Genomic DNA, 18,697 nt, shown 5'->3' with positions numbered 1-18,697 from the left:
TCCGTACAGTGTCGGGCGGGCCCGGGAGGGCCGAGGAGAGAAGAGAGCTGACGGGCCTGCCTGCCCCTGCCTCTTGGCGGGCGGGCGGGGCCCCCGGCCCGGGTGGGGTTTCGGGCCGGGGGCTTGGGGCGGACGGGCCCTGATGGGCTATGGCGTCCGCTCCGGACGGGCCGGCCGCTGAGGGGCGGTCAGATGCCGGGGCCGGCGATGTAGGTGAACGCGGCCAGGAGGGTCGCGCTGCCCGCGTCGTTGGTCACGACGACGTCGACGGGACCGGCGGTGCCGGGAGGCGTGACGGCCGACAGCGAGGTGTCGGAGATCACGGTGAAGGGTGCCGGGTTACCGTCGAAGGTGACCTGGTTGGTGCTGGTGAAGCCGGTGCCGGTCAGGGTCACCGCGGTGCCGCCGGACTCCGGTCCCTCCGTCGGGACGACCGACGTCACCGTCGGGGCGGCGACATAGGTGTACGAGAGCCCGTTGTTGGTGCCGCCGGCCGTGGTGACGCTGACGCCGACCGAGCCGGCCGCGCCGGCCGGTGCGACGACCGTGAGCTGGCTGTCGGACACCACCGTCGGCACCGCGGTGTTGGCACCGAAGGAGACGCTGGTGGCACTGGAGAATCCGGTGCCGTTGATGGTGATGGTGTCGCCGCCCGCGGTCGACCCGAAGGACGGGCTGAGGGACTGCTTGAACGGCGCCCCGACGTAGTAGAACGGGATGGGGTTGCTCGTTCCTCCCGGGGTGGTCACGGTGACGCCGACCGCTCCGGTGCCGGAGGGGGAGACGGCGGTGACCTGGGTGGGCGAGACGTTGGTGACGGAGGTGGCGAGTCGCGTACCGAAGCGTACGGCTGTGGTGCCGGTGAGGTTGCTGCCGGTGATCGTGACGAGTGTGCCGCCGCCGCTGGATCCCTGGTTCGGGCTGATGGGCATGAGTGTTCCTCCTTGCTCGGAATGCGGTACATTGCCGAGCAGTGATGGGGCGTTCGGTCCGCTTACGTCCCGGATGAGGGCGAGCCTGCTCTCGTGTCCACTGGCCAAGTGGCATCTCGATGGCCTTGCGCCGATGCCCGGTCGACGGTCTGCAGCCGTCGGCGCTGTGCGCAGGGCCTGTCGAGAAGTACAGCCCGGCAGGCGTCAGTTGCCGCCCGATCAGGGGGCTTGCCCGTGTCCGTTTGCGGAGTCGAATGCCGCTGATACTGACACGAGAATCAACCCAGCAGAGTGACAGGCCGACAAGGCTTTCGTCGCAGAATCAGCCGTTCAGGTGAGCGCCACGGCGTGAAAACGGGGCACATCGGCGGCGTATTGCTGACGATCTGCTTATATGCCAATTCGTTGCGGCATCCGAGATCGTTGCGGTGGCGAGGCCGCGGGCCCGGGGAACGTCGCACTCTGCCACGGAAGCAGTCGCCGCGCGGTACGCGGTGTCGGTTGGATGCGCGCCTGCGAACACGTACCTCATTCGGGTGACATATGCCCTCAACCCTTGTCAGATGCGTGGGCCAGTGGGCTACTCCGAGGAGGGGAACCACTGCGGTCATCGGTGCAGGGACCGGCCGACGACGCAGCCCGCCGACCGGCCGACAGACTCAGGGAGCGCCCCATGGCGGTCATACCGAACCAGGGATCCACGGGTGGGGGCGACGCGGTGACGCTCACCGGCAGCCACTTCACCGGCACCACCAGCGTGCTCTACGACTCCCGCCGGGCTGCGAGTTTCACGGTCCTCAGCGACTCCACCACCGCCACCGTCACCCCCTCCGGCCACGGCGCCGTTCCGGTCTCGGTCACCACCCCCGGCGGAACGGGCGTCGTCGGAAGCTTCTACTACCTGCCGCCACCCTCCTTCCGTCTCCTTCCGCCACCCGCCGGCCCCTTGACCGGCGGCAACACGGCGACCCTCACAGGACTCGGCCTCTACACCACGTACGAGGTCCTCTTCGGTGCGCAGGCCGCCGCCTTCACCGTCGACTCCGACGGTCAACTCACCGTCACCGTCCCTGCGGCTGCCTCCGCAGGTCCGGTCACGATCACGGTACGAACCAGGGGTGGAACCGCCGGTGGGGTCGTCTACACCTATCTCGACTCGCCGTCCATCACTGCCGTCACCCCGGACAAAGGGCCGGTGGACGGGGGCAATCTCGTCGTCATCACCGGAACCGCGTTCTCCTACACCACTGGCGTCACCTTCGGTGGCACGCCCGCCCTGTCCTGGCGGATCGCCTCCGACACGGAGATCCACGCCCTGCTCCCAGCGGGAGAACTCGGCCCGGTCGACGTCTCCGTCATCACTCTCGGCGGCACCGTGACCGCTTCGGACGCGTACACCTATCTGGGACGCTTCGCGGTGCTGGGCGGCGAGTCGGTCACCAACACCGGTCCCTCCGAAGTCACCGGGGATCTCGGGGTGAGTCCGGGAACGTCCGTCACCGGATTCCCGCCCGGTCAGGTTCACGGTTCCATCCACATCACTGACGCTGACGCCCTTCAGGCTCACGTCGATGTCATCGCCACCTACGACACTGCCGTCGCCCAGCTCCCGGACGCCGGCCTTTCCGGAGACCTCGGCGGCCTGACGCTGACTCCCGGCGTCTACAACGCCCCCACGTCCCTCGCTCTCACCGGCACGCTCACCCTGGACGCCCAGGGCGACCGCAACGCCGAATGGGTCTTCCAAATCGGATCCACGTTGACCACGGCAACGGCCAGCCGCGTGCTCCTCATCAACGGCGCCACGGCCAGGAACGTGATCTGGCAAATCGGAAGCTCAGCCACTCTCGGCACCGACACCGCCTTCGCGGGAAGGATCCTGGCCCTGACATCCATCACCGTGAACGCCGGCGTAACCATCCAGGGACAGGCTCTGGCCATCAACGGCTCGGTCACCCTCGACTGAACCGCCCCGGTTCGAATGGAGACTCGATTCCGTGTAAGGATCAGAGTCATGGCACGTCCCTCCTCCTATCCCCCTGAGCTGCGCAAGCGCGCGGTGCGCATGGTCGCCGAGGTCCGCGGTGACTACCCGACCGAGTCCGCCGCGATCAACGCGGTGATGGCGAAGCTCGGCATCGGCTCGCGCGAGACGTTGCGCAAGTGGGTCCGCCAGGACCAGATCGATTCCGGGACCCTGCCGGGGACGACGAGCGAGGAGTCCGCGCAGATCAAGGCGATGAAGAAGGAGATCGCCGAACTCAAGCGCGCGAACGAGATCTTGAAGGCCGCGGCGAGTTTCTTCGCGGCCGAGCTCGACCGGCCACTTCCTCGCTCGTAACGTTCATCGACGAGCACCGGGACCGCTTCGGCGGCGTCGAGCCGATCTGCCGCGTACTGACCCAGCACAGCTGCAAGATCGCCCCCTCCACCTACTACGCCTGCAAGAAACGCCTCGAAAGCCCCTCTCCGCGAGCGGTGCGAGACGAGGAACTCAAGGAGCTGATCCAGGAGGTCTACCAGTCCAACTACCGGGTCTACGGCGCCAGGAAGGTCTGGCGACAGCTCAACCGCCAGGGCCACGAGGTGGCCCGCTGCACGATCGAGCGCCTCATGCGCGAGCTCGGCATCGCCGGCGCCGTCCGCGGCAAGAAGGTCATCACCACCATGCCGGATCCGGCCGCCGCCCGGGCCCCGGACCTGCTCGACCGCGAGTTCGTCGCCCCGGCTCCGAACCGCACCTGGGTCGCCGACTTCACACACGTCGCGGCCTGGGCGGGCGTCGTCTATGTCGCGTTCGTCGTGGACACCTTCTCGCGTCGCATTGTCGGCTGGTCCGCGTCGTTGTCGAAGGAGACCCAACTCGTCCTGGACGCCCTGGACATGGGGCTGTGGCAGCGCGACCGCGACGGCCGTCCGCCGGCCCCTGGCGAGTTGGTCCACCACTCCGACGCCGGGTCGCAATACACCTCATTTCGCCTCGCCGAACACCTCGACGCGGCCCGCATCGCGGCCTCAATCGGCTCGGTCGGCGACGCGTACGACAACGCGCTCATGGAGTCGACGATCGGTCTGTTCAAGACCGAGGTCATCAAACCGCAGCGGCCGTGGAAGACGCTCTCGCACGTCGAGCTCGCCACCGCCGAGTGGGTCGACTGGTACAACCACCGCCGGCTCCACGGTGAGATAGGGCACATTCCGCCCGTCGAATACGAAGCCAACTACTACCGAGCAACCACGAAAACCCAGCTCACAGCCACCAACTGAGATCTCCACCGAACCCGGGGCGGTTCAAGGTGCCGCCTTGCAGGGGGTTGTCGAAGGCGACGACATGGGCCGCCGCTCGTGCGAAGACTTCGGTGAGCGCGGAGGTGAACTGCTCGTCGGGCGGGTCGTTGGACCACAGGGCGAACACTCCGCCTGGGTGGAGGTGAGCGGCGAGAGCGCGGAGCCCGGCGGGCTGGTAGAGCGCCGCGTGGCGTGGGTGGAGCACATGGCGCGGTGAATGGTCGACGTCCAGCAGGACGGCGTGGAAGCGACGGCCCGGCTCCTGGGGGTCCAGACCTTGGGGGGCGGCGGCCAGCGCGAAGAAGTCGCCGTGGACCAGGCGGCAGCGGTCGTCGGATGTGAGCCGGGCTCCGAGGGGCACCAGGTGCCGCCGGTGCCAGTCGATGACTTCGGCGAGCGCGTCGATCACGGTCAGCGAGCGCACCCGGGGATCGTCCAGGGCGGCCTGGGCGGTGTAGCCGAGTCCGAGTCCGCCGACGGCCACGTCCAGTCCGGTGCCCGGCAGTGTCGCCAGGGCGAGTTCGGCGAGCGCGATCTCGCCGGTGGTGAAGAGGCTGGACATCAGGTACTCGTCGCCGAGTTTCACCTCGTAGACGTCGTCTCCCGAGACCGGGTCGCGGCGTCTGCGGAGACTGATCTCGCCGATCGGTGTCGGTTGCCAGTCGATCTCCTCCAGGCGCAGGCTCATCCGTTCACCTTTCTGACGTTCGTGGATGCACGGGGGCTGTTGCTGGCGTGGGGAGCGGAGCGCTGGGTGGCGGTTCGGCATCGGCATCGGGCCTCTACGACCCAGCAGCTTCCCTCAGGCGTCGATGATGACGGGGATGATCAGCGGCCTGCGGCGGTGGGTGCGGAAGGCCCAGTTGGCCACGGCGCGGGCGATGAGCTGTTCGAGCTGGTGGGCGTCGCCGACGCCTTCCTCGGCGGCGGTGGCCAGCGTCTTCTCGATGACGGGGATCACCGGCTCGAAGGTGGTGTCGTCGTGGACGAAGCCGCGCGCCAGGAAGTCGGGGGCCTCGGCCAGGGCGCCGGTGTCGGCGTCGACGATGGCCACGACCGTGATGACGCCCTCCTGGGCGAGGGTGACCCGGTCCTTGAGGGACGCCTCGGTGGCGCCGCCGACTTCCATGCCGTCCACGTAGACGTTGCCCGCGGGCACCTTGCCGGTGATGGAGGCGCGGCCGTCGACGAGGTCGACGACGACCCCGTCCTCGGCGATGACGACCCGGTCGGGGTCCACGCCGGTGCGGATGGCGAGGTCGGCGTTGGCCCGCAGGTGACGGAACTCGCCGTGTACGGGCATGACGTTGCGGGGGCGGACGATGTTGTAGCAGTAGACGAGTTCGCCGGCGCTGGCGTGGCCGGAGACGTGCACCTTCGCGTTGCCCTTGTGGACGACGTTGGCGCCCCACCGGGTCAGGCCGTTGATCACCCGGTAGATGGCGTTCTCGTTGCCGGGGATGAGGGAACTGGCGAGCAGGACGGTGTCGCCCTTGCCGATGCGGATCTGGTGGTCGCGGTTGGCCATCCGGGACAGGGCGGCCATCGGTTCACCCTGGGACCCGGTGCACACCAGGGTGACCTGGTGGGCGGGGAGCTTCTCCAACTCCTTGGTGTTCACGATCAGGTTGGGCGGAACCTTGAGGTAGCCCAGGTCGCGGGCGATGCCCATGTTGCGGACCATGGAGCGGCCCACGAAGGCCACCTTGCGGCCGTGCTGGTGGGCGGCGTCCAGGACCTGCTGGATGCGGTGCACATGGCTGGCGAAGCTGGAGACGATGACCCGCCGCGGTGCGGTGCGCATCACCTGTTCGATCGCGGGGTTCAGTTCGCGTTCGGAGGTGGTGAAGCCGGGGACCTCGGCATTGGTGGAGTCGGTGAGGAACAGGTCCACGCCCTCCTCGCCGAGGCGGGCGAAGGCGCGCAGGTCGGTGATGCGGTCGTCCAGGGGGAACTGGTCCATCTTGAAGTCACCGGTGTGCAGCACCATCCCGGCTCCGGTGCGCAGGGCCACCGCGAGGCTGTCCGGGATGGAGTGGTTGACCGCTACGAACTCGCAGTCGAAGGGGCCGAAGCCGCGCCGGTCGCCCTCGCGCACACGCACCGTGCGGGGCCTGATCCCGTGCTCCTTGAGCTTGGCCTCGATGAAGGCGAGGGTGAGCTTCGAGCCGACGAGGGGGATGTCCGCCCGCTCCCGCAGCAGATAGGGCACGCCGCCGATGTGGTCCTCGTGGCCGTGGGTGAGGACGACGGCCACGATGTCGTCGAGGCGGTCCCTGATGGAGGTGAAGTCGGGCAGGATCACGTCCACGCCGGGCTGGTTCTCCTCCGGGAACAGCACACCGCAGTCCACGATCAGCAGTTTGCCTGCATGTTCGAAGACGGTCATGTTCCGGCCGATTTCGCCCAGGCCGCCCAGGGCGGTGACCCTGAGTCCTCCGTCCGGCAGCGGCGGGGCGGCTTTGAGTTCTGGGTGCGGATGGCTCATACCCTCACGTTACCGGAGAGTGCGCCAGGGTGATCCACTGCCCGCCGGGTGGATACGAGGTGCGGTGCGCCGCTCGGCCCACTGTCATGGCCGGGGGAGAGGCAGGGAGCGGTGCAGGTGGTAGCGCCCGCCGCCGGTGGGCCGTACCCCGGGTGTGGCGGCGAAGATCTCGTGTCCCTTGTCGTGATGACCGGCCTCGGCGGCTTCCTGGTGTGCCTCGATGCTGGTCCACTCGGTGTAGAGCAGGACGCGGCCGCCGTCGGCGCTGTGCAGGAAGTGGGCCGAGATCGCGCCGGGGTGGCCGCCCTCCTTCGGCTGGGCGGCGATCACGGCGTCGGTGAAGGAGCGCTGCCGTTCGGGTCCGTCTACATCGAAGGCAGCGGTGATCAGCCTGGTCAACGCCACCGCACTGCGGGTGGGTGACACCCTCTACGCCGACCAGGCGGCCGTCTTCCCGCCGATGCCGACCTTCGCACCGGAGCACTTCGCCGTCGTCCGCCCGGTCGACCTGTCCGCTCCAAGCAGTTCCGGCGCGGCATCGCGCAGCTCGACGAGGAGGGCGTGGTCCAGGTCCTCGTCTCCGATCGGCGAGGAGATCAGGCGCCTGTGCTCGCCGCCGTGGGGCCGATGCGGTTCGACGTCGTCAGCGCCCGCATGGCCGGGGAGTTCTCCGCCGCTGTGAGACTGGAGACGCTGCCGTATCACCTGGCCCGCGCCACCGACACGTCCGGCGCGGAGGCACTCAACCGCTCCCGCATCGTCAAGGGCGAGGCCCTCACCCGGGTCAGGGACAAGGCGCAGCTCGCCCTCTTCCCCGACCGCTGGCAGGCGGGCTCCTTCGAGCGGGAGTTCCCCGACGCCCGGCTCGGCCACCTCATCGCCGCCCACGACTGAACCGTGTCGCAGGGCCGCAAGACCTCATGGAGTCGACCCTTACGTGACAGTAGACTTGACCCTGCGACCGACCCTGCGGCAGGAAGGCGGAGGAGCATGGCGGCGGCGATGGTGTGCCCGTCGTGCGGGGAGAGCGAGGAACTGCGCGGCGAGCAGGCCGCGGGCGACATCGAGGTGACCTGCCTGACGTGTGGCACGCGGTGGCTGCGCGGTGGAGTGCGCTGTGCGAGTCGCGGCGGCCAGGACATCGTCCACCGCCCGCAGGCGATGACCCGGCACTCGCGCGGCACTCAACTGTCCATCATCGGCTGGCGCGAACTGCCGCTGTGCCGGATCTGCGACGTCGACGCGCTGGAGACCTCGATCTCCCAGAACGTCCCCGTGCCCAGCGACTACGTGGCCGCCTGCCTCGGTGTCGCCCAGGGCCCGGTGGCCGCACCGGCCGTCTCACCTCGGGTGTCGCCGCCCGTGTCCGCGCCGAAGTCCGCACCTGTGCCGAAGTCCGTGCCTGTGCCCGAGTCCGTGCCCGTCGAGAAGTCCGCTCCGGCGGGCGGGGAGAAGCCGGCCGAAGGTGCGAAGACCGCATCGGAGCGTCGAGCTGCTCCGCCTCCCCGGCCGAGCCGATCGAAGGCCGCCCCGTCGCCGCCCATGGTGCCCACCGTCCGGCAGGCCATCGCCGCCTTCATGGGTGAAGCCTCCGGCCAGGCCGATGCCACCGCGATGCTGCTGCTGGGTACCCACCTCGGCTCCCACAACCGGCTCGGCGTGCTGGAGGAGGACGGTGCCGCCGACCGGCTCGCCGACTGGTGTCACGGGCACTGGGGTGACGGCGGTGACCGGTCGCAGCGCGCGCTGGGCACGATCTGCCGAGCCGTCGACTTCTGGGGTGCCCGCGGCTGGCTGGCCTCCGACCCGGCCGCGCGCCTGCGCTGAACGGCACGCTGAGACCGGGCACGCTGATGCGGCCCCGGGCCATGAGTGCATGGAGGACTTACCCGGGGCCGCCGTGCCGAGAGGACTTGTCCAGTGAGTCCAACGGCGTCCATGACTCTACCTGTACGTCAACCTTGGCGGCCGTTCATCCAGTAAGAGTCCTACTTCCCATCGGTCATACTCTCGCGTTACGTTAGAGATGAACGGCCGGAAGGCTGCCGTGCGTCCCGACTCGGGCCACAGAGGCGGGACCTCGGAGGCGTCTCCTCCTGGTGCGGCGCCGCCCAGGCGGCCGTCGGCCATGACCCGCGCCACGTTCCGACCCGACGTGCCGGTCTCGCGGGCTCGTACTTCTCCGGCTGCGGCCTCAGGCCCGCACCTCGCCGCCGCCCGCTTGGCCCGCCCTGAGCGAGCAAGGAGCCCGCATGCCGCCCTCGACCTCGTCCCCCGATGCCGGATCCGCCAGGGACGCGCCGGACGTGGAGCGCCTCCTCGACGCTGCCGTACGGCTCGCCGCAAGCCTTCCGGCGGCGCGCCCCGTACTGGGTGTCGTGCGCGGCTGGAATCGAGGCGATCGTGAGCGGGCGGGGTTGCTGTGCGCACGCCTGGCCGAACAGGGCGTCCGCAGTACGGAGTTGAGTCCCATTCCGGAGGCGGGCGAGCGCGAGGGCGCGCACCGCGGCGTCCGCGGCCCGGCGGTCGATCTGCTCGTACACGCCGGAGGTCCTCAGGCCCAACAAGCCATGCGTGCCGCGGCCCTGTGGCGACTGCCGCTGCTCGTCGAGCGCCCGGAAGGACAGGCGGGCGGTGAACTGAACGCCTTCGGAGCGCACCGCAGGGCTGTGGTCGGCATCCATCCCGCCGAAGGCGGCTTCACCGTCGCCGTGCACGAGGCCGCCCTGGTGTCGTTGCAGCCGCACCCGGGCAACGCCCGCCTCATCCTCGACAACGAGAAGATCACCGCTCCTGGCGGTCAACCTCTGCGTGTCGGCGTGACCGACCAGGGTCTGCTGGAAGCGCGAGGCGACTCCTTCGGGATACGCCGCATCCGGCGCCTGCGGTTCGAACGGGCCTGGGGCACCTACCGGTTGGACGTGGACGGCGTACCCGCCCGCGATGTGCGCGCCCCACTGCGGCTGGAGGCCGAGCCCAGCCGCCTGCACCTGCTGCACCCGTGAGGTGAGCGCCGACGCCCCGGGCGAAGTTCGGGTGAGGGCTCTGCCGGGGCGTACTTCACGGGTCCGGCCGGCCACGGCCTGGAGGTCATCGCCCGCCCGTACGGCAGTGATCCCGACTCGCCGCTGAACGGTGTCACCGAAGAGGTGCCAAGGGCCGTCGGCGGCTGACCGTCACGCGACCGAGTCGAACAGAGGGGTACGGGCGCGCCACGGACCGTGCCCCTCCTCTCGTACGGCGATTCGTACGGCGACCGGAGCGGCTCAGGTGCCCGAGTGGACATCCGCCTGCAAGCGGCAACGGAGCGTGGTGGCGAAGTCCTCGGCCATCTCCAGGCGGGCCCGCAGGGTCTCGCAGCGGGCGTCGGCCACCTTCCGGTAGGAGTCCAACCGCTCCCGCAGGCGCTCCAACTCCTCGCCGAGCGGCGGGTTGTCGACGGCGGCGAGCCGGTCGGTGATGTCCAGCAGGTCGCGCATCTCCTCCAGGGAGAAGTCCAGCGGCTTCATCCTGCGGATCACCATCAGCCGCTCGACGTCGGACTCGGTGTAAAGCCGGAAGCCGCCCTTGCTGCGGGCCGAGGGGATGACGAGGCCGACTTCTTCGTAGTGGCGGATGGTGCGCAGCGACAAGCCAGTCCGCTCGGCCACTTCGCCGATCTGCATCTGCCGCTGCTCCGTCATTGCCCCAGGATCCCCTTCGTCGTTTCTTTCGATTTTCGAATCCGTAAAGCACTACAGCTTACGTGAGATGAATCACAGGATCTCGGTGGGCGTTTACCTGCGCTTCACATGCCGTAAGTCGCACTCTGCCCTCACGTCAGGGTAGAGTCTCCACGTGTTCGCCGCTGCCGTCGAGAGCGACGGCACCCTGAACCGCCATGGCGCGGGCCCGGACCGGGCCCCGATGGCATCCGAAGACTTCCGGGCCATGATGCCCGACCGGCAGCCGGACGGCTGTCACACAGATCGGCTGGGCCCCGCTGACGTGGCCGGGCCGCCGAGGGACTCCGCTCCTCCTGAGCGCGGAGTCGTGTGTGCCTACGGCATTACTTCGTAGACGACGCGGACGTGTCCCCGCCGGTGACGCGTGCGCCTGAACAGAAACGGTCGCATGTCCTCACTGCTGCCCGCAGCCCCGAAGTTCCGCCTGTCCAAACCCGACTGGCTCGACTCTCCCAAGGTTCTGCGCACCGAGGTGCTGGCCGGCCTGGTCGTCGCCCTGGCCCTGATCCCCGAGGCGATCTCCTTCTCCATCATCGCCGGGGTCGACCCGGCGGTCGGCCTGTTCGCCTCCTTCACCATGGCCGTCGTCATCTCGATAGTGGGCGGCCGCAAGGCGATGATCTCCGCCGCGACCGGCGCGATCGCCCTGGTCATCGCCCCGCTCAACCGGGAGCACGGACTCGGCTACCTCGTCGCGGCCGTCATCCTCGCCGGCGTCTTCCAGGTGATCCTGGGCGCGGTCGGTGTGGCCAAGCTCATGCGGTTCGTGCCGCGCAGCGTCATGGTCGGCTTCGTCAACGCCCTCGCCATCCTCATCTTCATGGCGCAGGTGCCCGAACTGCGCGACGTGCCGTGGATGGTCTACCCGCTGGTCATCGGTGGCCTGGCGCTGATGGTGTTCTTCCCCAGGGTCAGCACGGTGGTCCCGGCCCCGCTGGTCTCCATCGTCATCCTGACCGTGATCACCGTGGCGGCCGCGATCGCCGTGCCGACCGTCGGCGACAAGGGCGACCTGCCGTCCTCCCTCCCCGTGCCCGGCCTGCCCGACGTGCCCTTCACGATGGACACCCTGACCACCATCGCCCCGTACGCGTTCGCCATGGCGCTGGTGGGCCTGATGGAGTCGCTGATGACCGCCAAGCTCGTCGACGACATCACCGACACCCACTCGGGCAAGACCCGCGAGTCGATCGGCCAGGGTGTCGCCAACATCGTCACCGGCTTCTTCGGCGGCATGGGCGGTTGCGCCATGATCGGCCAGACGATGATCAACGTGCGGGTCTCCGGAGCGCGCACGCGACTGTCGACGTTCCTGTCCGGCGTGTTCCTTATGCTCCTGTGCATCGCCTTCGGGCCGATCGTCTCCGACATCCCGATGGCCGCCCTGGTGGCCGTCATGATCATGGTGTCGGTGGCCACCTTCGACTGGCACTCCATCGCGCCGAAGACCGTCAAGCGGATGCCGCTCGGCGAGATGACCGTCATGGTCATCACGGTCGCGTGCGTGGTCGCCACGCACAACCTCGCCATCGGCGTCGTCGTGGGCTGCATCACCGCCATGGTGATCTTCGCCAAGCGCGTCGCCCACATGGTCGACGTCTCCGGCGTCGTCGACCCCGACGGCAACCAGGTCGTCTACGCGGTCACCGGCGAGCTGTTCTTCGCCTCCTCCAACGACCTCGTCTACCAGTTCAACTACAAGGACGACCCGGACGACGTCGTCATAGACCTCTCCGGGGCCCACATCTGGGACGCCTCCACCGTCGCCGCCCTGGACGCCATCGAGACCAAGTACGCCCAGCGCGGCAAGAAGGTCACGATCATCGGCCTGAACAAGCCCAGCGCCGACATGCACGGGCGCCTCGCCGGCCAGCTGACCGGCAGCCACTGACCGGACCGCCGCTCTTCCCCGACGACGGACACAGCGGGGAAGGGCGGTCTTTCCGCGTGCGGGCCTGGCCCGGGAGAATGCCCTGACGACCGGATCCCGGTCCGCGTCGCCTCGATGCCGCTCCTCGGGGAGAGGAAGCGGCAGGGAGGGGGGAACCCCGAGCCGCACCGCCAGGCTTTTCCGGGGACGAGCCGACTCCGTCCCGACGCCCGCCGGCCCCGCCTCCAGCGGGCGATGCTGTCCAGTGACGACGGCGATGCGCTCGAAGTCCCGGTCGCGGTGCAGGAGGGTCAGGCCCTGACGCTCGGCATCGGCGGCCACCACGAGGTCGAGGGGCCCGGCGCATCGGTGCTGCTGGTGGTCATCGCCTACCTCGAGCAGGTCGGTCAGGTGGCGGTGGGGGTGGGGCGGCGGCCGCAGCGGTGGGGTTCCCGCTGTGCTCGGCGTCGTAGCAGATGGTGCAGGTGATGTGGCGCGCGGCCAGCGGCCGGACCGAGGGGCCCATGCCGACCGTGCGGTGGACGAGTTCGGCGGTGACGTGGGCGTGCTCGGTGCACACGGCGGCTCCGCAGTGTCGGCACACTGCTGTCGCCACGGTGGTCTGGCTTTCTTGGGCGCAGTCGTAGCAGTTCACGGTTGACCCTTCTTTCCTTCTTCGCAGTTGAGCCGGTGCCGACGTGCCGGGTACACCGCCCAGATCGCGCCGGGGCCGATCACGCGCGCCGGCAACGCTCCGAGGGGGCACGAAGGCGGTGGTGACCGCGGCCGGGCCGAGCGCGCGGCGCCAGTCGATCAGACCGCCGCGGGCGAAGACCGGACGCGACGCCCAGGCCGAACAACCCGGAGGCCATGGACAGCACGAGCAGTCCGCCCACCACGGCGAGCACGGCACCGTCCACCGGACACCCCCGGGCCATTTCAACGACCGTCGAAGTGACACTTCGATGCTCCCTCGGCCCGAGGCGAGAGAGGAGTGCCGCCAGGGGCCTGGCACAAGGCTGTCCGGCCCCGGTTTCCTGGGCCGTATGGCCCACGGGGGAGAGACAACGCTGCCCGGGCGGTCGAAGACTGCCCGGGCAGGTGGATGAGCGGAAGGGGACGTGCGGGTTACCGGCGCCGCTCCTTCCACACCGTCACGACCGACGGCCGGGGAATGCTTCCCGGCCCGTCCGGCCATACGGACGCCGGCTTCTCGGCGGTCGCGCCGTCCCTCTCGCCCGGGTGCTGCGCGGCGATCAGGATCCGTTCCTCGGTGATGATCGGCCCGCAGGTCTCGCCGCCGACCGGGACGGTGAGGAACTGCTTCACATGGCCGCGCTCGGCGCCCTTGACCGGTACCGCGAAGAGGCCGTCGTTCGTGCCGAGGGCGTTGCCGTCGGTGGCGATCCACAGGTTGCCGTGGGGGTCGAAGGCGACGTTGTCGGGGCAGGAGATGGGGCTGACCTTGTTCTTGTCGAAGCCCGCGAAGTAGGTGGACGGGTCGTCGGGGTCGCCGCAGACCAGCATCAGGCGCCAGCTGAAGGACTTCGCGGCGGCGTCGCCCCGCTTCTCCTCCAGTTCCAGGACGTGGCCGTGCTTGTTGGCGTTGCGGGGATTGGCCTCGTCGGCGGCTGCCCGGCCCGCGGCGCCGCGGTTGCTGTTGTTGGTCAGGGCGACGTAGACGCGGCCCGTGTGCGGGTGGGGCTCGACGTCCTCGGGGCGGTCCATCTTCGTGGCGCCCACCTTGTCGGCGGCCAGGCGCGTGAAGACGCACACCTCCGCCGCCGTCATTCCGGGGACGTGCGACACGTCAACTGCCCGCGAAATGGCGTGACTTGGTCGCGGCGGCTACTCGGTCGCGATGGCTGACTCTCGGCGGCTCGAACGGGTGCCCGTTCGCGGTGGTGCGTCCGTGGTTGATGAGGTGCAGATCCTTCCCTGTGCTTCCCCGCCACCTTGGAACACGATCGATCTATATAGATGACAAGCTATCATTCATGCGTGATGTGCCTCACGTGCACCCGCTGTTCACATAGACTGGCTTCGATCCAAGTGTCCGAAGCGGAGCGCACCGCGCCCCGGATCCAGAGGCCGGGGGACCCGGCAGACACGAGGGTCGAGAGTCGTGAACATTTCCACTTCGTTGCGCCGGGCCAAGGCTCCCCTGGCCCTGACGGCGGCTGTGATGGGGTACCGGCTGGAGTGCGGTGCGTCGTGCTCCTCGGGGCCACAGGGGGCTTCGTCGGCCCCGGCTCCGACCGCGTAGGACCCGGACAACGCCAACCCTCACGAGGGCACGCGTTCACAGAACTCCGGTCGGCGGGCTGCATGGCGGTGCCCCGCCGACCGGTTCACTTCGCGCTCAGAGGCGCCGAGGAGTCACTCACTCACCGGTGCCGCAGTAGGCAGCAACTCGCGTGCCAGTACGTCGACCCGCGCGGCCAGCGCGTCCCGTACCGCCCGCGCGGTCTCGATGTCGAGGCCGCCCAGATCCGGCAGGTTCCAGTCGAGGTAGCGGCGCCCTGGCCTCGTCCATGGGGCGGCTCCTCGCCGGGAGGTCCAGAGACTCCTCCCTGCCGTGCAGCATGGGTGCTTGTCTATCTATTGGGTAGGCGGCGGCGAAAGTGAACGGTAGGTGAACATGCCGTCCAGGGGGCCTTCGAACACATGGTGGGGCCCTGAGCGCCGCTTATGGTGCATAGATGGCTATCACTGCATTCGACGCTGCGGAGGCGGTGACGGACGACGCGGAAGCGGAGACGTGCACCCCGGCTCTGGCGTGTCTTCTCATCGACCGCGACGAGGCCGAGCGCCTCGCGTCCATGCTCAAGGCCATCGCCGACCCCACCCGGCTGCAGATTCTCCGGCTCGTCGAGCGTGCGCCCTCGGGTGAGGCGTGCGTATGCGACCTCGCCGACTGCCTGGGCTTCCGGCAGCCGACGATCAGTCACCACCTGAAGGTCATGACCGAGGCGGGCCTGCTGAACCGCGAGCGTCGCGGCACCTGGTCCTGGTATTCCGTGAACCTGGACGGCTTGCGCCGGGTGCGCGAGATCCTCGAACCCCTGCCCCGCTGACGTTCGCCGGGGGCAGGGGCGCCGAGGAGTCAGCCCAGGTGCTCGGCGAGTTCGCGTTCCAGGGCGGCCTTCGGCTTGGCACCGACGATGGTCTGTACGACCTCGCCGCCCTTGTAGAGGTTCATCGTCGGGATCGACATCACGCCGTACCGCATGGCGATGGCCGGGTTCTCGTCGATGTTGAGCTTGACGATCTCGATCTTGTCGCCGTGCTCGGCGGCGATCGCCTCCAGTGAGGGGGCGAGCCGGCGGCACGGGCCGCACCAGGCAGCCCAGAAGTCGACGAGTACGGGCTTGTCGCCGGCGAGGACGTCCTGCTCGAAGGAGTCTTCGGTGACGTTCTTGAGGGCCATGGGGACCTTCTCCTACGAATGCTTGCGGGTGTCGCTCAGACTCCGGCCGTGATCTTGTCCGGCTCGGCTGTCTGCTCGGTGTCGGCCAGGGCGGCGAGGTACCGCTCGGCGTCGAGGGCCGCCGCGCAGCCGGAGCCCGCGGCGGTGATCGCCTGGCGGTAGGTGTGGTCGACCACGTCACCCGCGCCGAAGACGCCCGCGATGTTCGTACGCGTCGACGGGGACGCGACCTTGAGGTAGCCCTCGTCGTCCAGGTCGAGTTGGCCGGTGACCAGGTCGGTGCGCGGGTCGTGGCCGATGGCGACGAAGAGTCCGGTTGCCGGGAGGCGGGAGGTCTCGCCGGTGACGGTGTCGCGCAGGGTGAGCCCGGCGAGCTTGCCGCCGTCCTCGTGGATCTCGGCCACCTCGCTGTTCCAGGCGAAGGAGATCTTCGGGTCCGCGAAGGCCCGGTCCTGCATCGTCTTGGACGCGCGCAGGGTGTCGCGGCGGTGGACGATGGTGACGGACTTGGCGAAGCGGGAGAGGAAGGTGGCTTCCTCCATCGCGGTGTCGCCGCCGCCGACCACGACGATGTCGTGCTCGCGGAAGAAGAAGCCGTCGCAGGTCGCGCAGTACGACACCCCGCGGCCGGAGAGCGCGTCCTCGCCCGGCAGGCCGAGCTTGCGGTGCTGTGAGCCGGTCGCCACGATGACGGCCTTCGCCCGGTGGACCGTCCCGGCGGTGTCGGTGACGGTCTTGATGGCGCCGGTGAGGTCGACCTCGACGATGTCGTCGGGGACGAGTTCGGCGCCGAAGCGTTCGGCCTGGGCCCGCATGTCGTCCATCAGCTCCGGGCCCATGATGCCGTCGCGGAAGCCGGGGAAGTTCTCCACCTCGGTCGTCTGCACCAGCGCGCCGCCGGCCGTGACCGCGCCCTCGAAGACCAGCGGCTTCAGCGAGGCACGGGCGGTGTAGAGGGCGGCGGTGTATCCGGCGGGGCCGGAGCCGATGACGATGACGTCGCGGATGTCCGTGGACGTGGTCGTGGTCGTGCTCGCGGACGTGCTCATGCCTGGGGCTCCGGCGCGATCTCCTTGATCAGGCCCTCGACCAGCACCTTGATCTCGTCGCGGATCGGACGGACCGCCTCGACGCCCTGGCCCGCCGGGTCCTCCAGCTGCCAGTCCAGGTACCGCTTGCCGGGGAAGACCGGGCAGGTGTCGCCGCAGCCCATGGTGATGCAGACGTCGGACTCCTTCACCGCGTCCACGGTGAGCATCTTCGGCACCTCGGCGGAGATGTCGATGCCGACCTCGGCCATCGCCTCGACGGCGGCCGGGTTGACGCCCGCGCCCGGGTTGGAGCCTGCGGAGCGGACCTCGACGCGGTCCCCGGCCAGGTGGGTCAGCCACGCGGCGGCCATCTGGGAACGGCCGGCGTTGTGGACACAGACGAACAGCACGGAGGGCTTGTCGGGCATCAGGTGTGTCTCTCTTGTCTCGCGACGGCATCAGGCGTGAATGACTTCAGTACCCGGTGGTGTCAGCTACCACTGATGTGAGAGTATCAGCCCATGATGACGTCAGTCGACACTGACCTGATCCGGGTTCTGGCCGACCCGCTCAGGCTCCAAATCGTGACCCTGCTCGCTCGCGAAACGCTGTGCACCAGCCACTTGGTGGAGGAGACCGGTGCCCGGCAGACCAACCTCTCCAACCACCTGAGAGTGCTGCGCGAGGCCGGGGTCGTCGAGACCGAGCCGTGCGGCCGGTACACGTACTACAAGCTGCTCCCGGACGTCATCGCCAAGCTCGCCGGACAGTTCGCCGACCTGGCCGAGTCCGCCCGTACCGCAAACGAGAACAAGAGGGCCTGCCCGTGACCCGCGCCGAAACACCCGCGACCGTGGAGGAGTCCTCGGTCGTCGCGAAGCTCTCCACACTGGACCGCTTCCTCGCCGTGTGGATCCTGATCGCCATGGCCCTCGGCCTCGGCCTCGGCCGCGCCATCCCCGGCCTGAACGACGCCCTCGCCAAGGTCGAGATCGGCGGCATCTCCCTGCCGATCGCCGTCGGCCTGCTGATCATGATGTACCCGGTCCTGGCCAAGGTCCGCTACGACAAGCTCGACGCCGTCACCGGCGACAAGCCGCTCATGATTTCCTCGCTGGTCATCAACTGGATCGTCGGCCCGGCGGTCATGTTCGCCCTGGCCTGGATCTTCCTGTCGGACCTGCCCGAGTACCGCACCGGACTGATCATCGTCGGTCTCGCCCGCTGTATCGCCATGGTCATCATCTGGAACGACCTGGCCTGCGGCGACCGCGAGGCGGCAGCCGTCCTGGTGGCTCTCAACTCCGTCTTCCAGGTCCTGGCCTTCGGCCTGCTCGGCTGGTTCTACCTCGACCTGCTGCCCGGCTGGCTGGGCCTCGGCGACGGCGAGACGCTCGACATCTCCATGTGGAAGATCGCTCTCAACGTCGTCATTTTCCTCGGCATCCCACTGCTGGCCGGCTTCCTCACCCGCCGCATCGGCGAGAAGAAGCTGGGCCGCGAGAAGTACGAGTCCGACTTCCTGCCCAGGATCGGCCCTTGGGCCCTGTACGGCCTGCTCTTCACGATCGTCATCCTCTTCGCCCTGCAGGGGAAGACCATCACCTCGCAGCCGTTGGACGTGGCCCGCATCGCGCTCCCGCTGCTCGTGTACTTCGCGGTCATGTGGTTCGGCACCTTCGCCCTCGGCAAGGTCATCGGCCTCGCCTACGACCGCACCGCGACCCTCGCCTTCACGGCCGCCGGCAACAACTTCGAACTGGCCATCGCGGTCGCCATCGCCACCTTCGGGGTGACCTCCGGCCAGGCTCTGTCGGGCGTCGTCGGCCCGCTGATCGAGGTCCCGGTCCTGGTGGCGCTGGTGTACGTGTCGCTGGCCTGGCGCAAGAAGTTCGGCTCGTCCGAGCAGGTGACCGAGGAAGCCACTCGCTGA

18 protein-coding genes and 3 pseudogenes are annotated in these 18,697 nt (G+C 69.0%); 10 read left to right on the top strand and 11 right to left on the bottom strand.

What is annotated here, in order from left to right; genetic code table 11:
* Positions 1 to 188: 188 nt before the first annotated feature.
* Positions 189 to 932, bottom strand: a complete 744-nt coding sequence (locus E4N62_RS15780; protein WP_230215056.1) for an IPT/TIG domain-containing protein — start codon at positions 930 to 932, stop codon at positions 189 to 191.
* Positions 933 to 1,605: 673 nt separating this feature from the next.
* Here E4N62_RS15780 and E4N62_RS15775 point away from each other — a divergent pair.
* Together E4N62_RS15775 and E4N62_RS15770 are read left to right on the top strand one after the other, a co-directional pair.
* Entirely contained in the window at positions 1,606 to 2,898 is a 1,293-nt protein-coding gene (locus E4N62_RS15775) for an ice-binding family protein (protein ID WP_230215054.1), read from the top strand.
* 48 nt (positions 2,899 to 2,946) lie between these two features.
* Positions 2,947 to 4,199, top strand: a protein-coding gene (locus E4N62_RS15770) for an IS3 family transposase (RefSeq protein ID WP_230213881.1) whose coding sequence is annotated in 2 segments (ribosomal slippage) — positions 2,947 to 3,229 and positions 3,229 to 4,199 — 1,254 coding nt in all. Because the reading frame shifts where the segments join, the coding sequence is not laid out codon by codon here.
* Here the strand turns inward: E4N62_RS15770 and E4N62_RS15765 are convergent.
* The 3 genes from E4N62_RS15765 to E4N62_RS15755 all read right to left on the bottom strand — a co-directional run bounded on the left by E4N62_RS15765 (position 4,183) and on the right by E4N62_RS15755 (position 7,113).
* Positions 4,183 to 4,908 carry a spermidine synthase gene (locus E4N62_RS15765; RefSeq protein WP_230215052.1) on the bottom strand — a complete coding sequence of 242 codons (726 nt, stop codon included), beginning with the start codon at positions 4,906 to 4,908 and terminating at the stop codon, positions 4,183 to 4,185. The two genes, E4N62_RS15770 and E4N62_RS15765, sit on opposite strands and share 17 nt — an antisense overlap.
* A 114-nt stretch (positions 4,909 to 5,022) precedes the next feature.
* Entirely contained in the window at positions 5,023 to 6,708 is a 1,686-nt protein-coding gene (locus E4N62_RS15760) for a ribonuclease J (protein ID WP_230215051.1), read from the bottom strand.
* A gap of 84 nt (positions 6,709 to 6,792) precedes the next feature.
* Entirely contained in the window at positions 6,793 to 7,113 is a 321-nt protein-coding gene (locus E4N62_RS15755) for an antibiotic biosynthesis monooxygenase (RefSeq protein ID WP_230215050.1), read from the bottom strand.
* 156 nt (positions 7,114 to 7,269) lie between these two features.
* Here E4N62_RS15755 and E4N62_RS15750 point away from each other — a divergent pair, with 156 nt between their 5' ends.
* From E4N62_RS15750 to E4N62_RS15735, 4 genes and pseudogenes are all read left to right on the top strand, one after another.
* Entirely contained in the window at positions 7,270 to 7,602 is a 333-nt protein-coding gene (locus E4N62_RS15750) for a hypothetical protein (RefSeq protein ID WP_230215049.1), read from the top strand.
* A 96-nt stretch (positions 7,603 to 7,698) separates the two neighbouring features.
* Positions 7,699 to 8,535, top strand: coding sequence for a hypothetical protein (locus tag E4N62_RS15745; protein ID WP_230215048.1), 837 nt, complete (start codon positions 7,699 to 7,701; stop codon positions 8,533 to 8,535).
* Positions 8,536 to 8,960: 425 nt separating this feature from the next.
* Entirely contained in the window at positions 8,961 to 9,713 is a 753-nt protein-coding gene (locus E4N62_RS15740) for a hypothetical protein (protein ID WP_230215047.1), read from the top strand.
* A 33-nt stretch (positions 9,714 to 9,746) separates the two neighbouring features.
* Positions 9,747 to 9,881: pseudogene (locus E4N62_RS15735) on the top strand (VOC family protein); the annotation flags it as partial.
* A 93-nt stretch (positions 9,882 to 9,974) separates the two neighbouring features.
* Here E4N62_RS15735 and E4N62_RS15730 read toward each other — a convergent pair.
* Complete coding sequence (locus E4N62_RS15730; RefSeq protein WP_230215046.1) at positions 9,975 to 10,391, bottom strand: MerR family transcriptional regulator; 417 nt, start codon at positions 10,389 to 10,391, stop codon at positions 9,975 to 9,977.
* Between the two features lie 430 nt (positions 10,392 to 10,821).
* Here E4N62_RS15730 and E4N62_RS15725 point away from each other — a divergent pair, with 430 nt between their 5' ends.
* Positions 10,822 to 12,324 (top strand): SulP family inorganic anion transporter, encoded by a 1,503-nt coding sequence (locus E4N62_RS15725; protein ID WP_230215045.1) that lies wholly within the window; start codon positions 10,822 to 10,824, stop codon positions 12,322 to 12,324.
* A gap of 237 nt (positions 12,325 to 12,561) precedes the next feature.
* Here E4N62_RS15725 and E4N62_RS15720 read toward each other — a convergent pair.
* From E4N62_RS15720 to E4N62_RS15710, 3 genes and pseudogenes are all read right to left on the bottom strand, one after another.
* Positions 12,562 to 12,678: pseudogene (locus E4N62_RS15720) on the bottom strand (VapC toxin family PIN domain ribonuclease); the annotation flags it as partial.
* Between the two features lie 7 nt (positions 12,679 to 12,685).
* Positions 12,686 to 13,501, bottom strand: coding sequence for a DUF2180 family protein (locus E4N62_RS15715; protein WP_230215043.1), 816 nt, complete (start codon positions 13,499 to 13,501; stop codon positions 12,686 to 12,688).
* Positions 13,432 to 14,115: pseudogene (locus E4N62_RS15710) on the bottom strand (PhoX family phosphatase); the annotation flags it as partial. The pseudogene E4N62_RS15710 and the gene E4N62_RS15715, both read right to left, overlap by 70 nt.
* An 890-nt stretch (positions 14,116 to 15,005) precedes the next feature.
* On the opposite strand from E4N62_RS15710, the gene E4N62_RS15705 reads away from it, so the two are divergent.
* Positions 15,006 to 15,380 (top strand): helix-turn-helix transcriptional regulator, encoded by a 375-nt coding sequence (locus tag E4N62_RS15705; RefSeq protein WP_230215042.1) that lies wholly within the window; start codon positions 15,006 to 15,008, stop codon positions 15,378 to 15,380.
* 29 nt (positions 15,381 to 15,409) lie between these two features.
* Here the strand turns inward: E4N62_RS15705 and trxA are convergent, their stop codons facing one another.
* Genes trxA through E4N62_RS15690 form a run of 3 tightly spaced genes read right to left on the bottom strand, consistent with a single transcriptional unit; the run spans position 15,410 to position 17,192 of the window.
* Positions 15,410 to 15,733, bottom strand: coding sequence for a thioredoxin (gene trxA, locus E4N62_RS15700; RefSeq protein ID WP_230215041.1), 324 nt, complete (start codon positions 15,731 to 15,733; stop codon positions 15,410 to 15,412).
* A gap of 35 nt (positions 15,734 to 15,768) precedes the next feature.
* Positions 15,769 to 16,782 carry a thioredoxin-disulfide reductase gene (gene trxB / locus E4N62_RS15695; RefSeq protein WP_230215040.1) on the bottom strand — a complete coding sequence of 338 codons (1,014 nt, stop codon included), beginning with the start codon at positions 16,780 to 16,782 and terminating at the stop codon, positions 15,769 to 15,771.
* The gene (locus E4N62_RS15690) at positions 16,779 to 17,192 is read right to left on the bottom strand and encodes an arsenate reductase ArsC (RefSeq protein ID WP_086802243.1); all 414 of its coding nucleotides are present in this window, start codon (positions 17,190 to 17,192) and stop codon (positions 16,779 to 16,781) included. The genes trxB and E4N62_RS15690 overlap by 4 nt, the downstream gene beginning before the upstream one ends.
* Positions 17,193 to 17,285: 93 nt before the next feature.
* On the opposite strand from E4N62_RS15690, the gene E4N62_RS15685 reads away from it, so the two are divergent.
* Together E4N62_RS15685 and arsB are read left to right on the top strand one after the other, a co-directional pair.
* Positions 17,286 to 17,594 (top strand): helix-turn-helix transcriptional regulator, encoded by a 309-nt coding sequence (locus E4N62_RS15685; protein ID WP_230215039.1) that lies wholly within the window; start codon positions 17,286 to 17,288, stop codon positions 17,592 to 17,594.
* Positions 17,591 to 18,697: an ACR3 family arsenite efflux transporter gene (gene arsB, locus E4N62_RS15680; RefSeq protein WP_230215038.1), complete on the top strand. Its 1,107-nt coding sequence runs from the start codon at positions 17,591 to 17,593 to the stop codon at positions 18,695 to 18,697. Before E4N62_RS15685 ends, arsB begins: the two co-directional genes overlap by 4 nt.

The organism is Streptomyces sp. MNU76 (assembly GCF_020982545.1).
Taxonomy (GTDB): domain Bacteria; phylum Actinomycetota; class Actinomycetes; order Streptomycetales; family Streptomycetaceae; genus Streptomyces.
The sequence above is the reverse complement of the archived record's forward strand: the minus strand, read 5'-3'. Positions and strand labels throughout refer to the sequence as shown.

Coding starts and splice junctions, on each gene's coding strand:
- E4N62_RS15780 (WP_230215056.1), bottom strand. CDS start 932: ATGCCCATCAGCCCGAACCAGGGATCCAGCGGCGGCGGCACACTCGTC.
- E4N62_RS15775 (WP_230215054.1), top strand. CDS start 1,606: ATGGCGGTCATACCGAACCAGGGATCCACGGGTGGGGGCGACGCGGTG.
- E4N62_RS15765 (WP_230215052.1), bottom strand. CDS start 4,908: ATGAGCCTGCGCCTGGAGGAGATCGACTGGCAACCGACACCGATCGGC.
- E4N62_RS15760 (WP_230215051.1), bottom strand. CDS start 6,708: ATGAGCCATCCGCACCCAGAACTCAAAGCCGCCCCGCCGCTGCCGGAC.
- E4N62_RS15745 (WP_230215048.1), top strand. CDS start 7,699: ATGGCGGCGGCGATGGTGTGCCCGTCGTGCGGGGAGAGCGAGGAACTG.
- E4N62_RS15740 (WP_230215047.1), top strand. CDS start 8,961: ATGCCGCCCTCGACCTCGTCCCCCGATGCCGGATCCGCCAGGGACGCG.
- E4N62_RS15730 (WP_230215046.1), bottom strand. CDS start 10,391: ATGACGGAGCAGCGGCAGATGCAGATCGGCGAAGTGGCCGAGCGGACT.
- E4N62_RS15725 (WP_230215045.1), top strand. CDS start 10,822: ATGTCCTCACTGCTGCCCGCAGCCCCGAAGTTCCGCCTGTCCAAACCC.
- E4N62_RS15715 (WP_230215043.1), bottom strand. CDS start 13,501: ATGGCCGGACGGGCCGGGAAGCATTCCCCGGCCGTCGGTCGTGACGGT.
- E4N62_RS15705 (WP_230215042.1), top strand. CDS start 15,006: ATGGCTATCACTGCATTCGACGCTGCGGAGGCGGTGACGGACGACGCG.
- trxA (WP_230215041.1), bottom strand. CDS start 15,733: ATGGCCCTCAAGAACGTCACCGAAGACTCCTTCGAGCAGGACGTCCTC.
- trxB (WP_230215040.1), bottom strand. CDS start 16,782: ATGAGCACGTCCGCGAGCACGACCACGACCACGTCCACGGACATCCGC.
- E4N62_RS15690 (WP_086802243.1), bottom strand. CDS start 17,192: ATGCCCGACAAGCCCTCCGTGCTGTTCGTCTGTGTCCACAACGCCGGC.
- E4N62_RS15685 (WP_230215039.1), top strand. CDS start 17,286: ATGATGACGTCAGTCGACACTGACCTGATCCGGGTTCTGGCCGACCCG.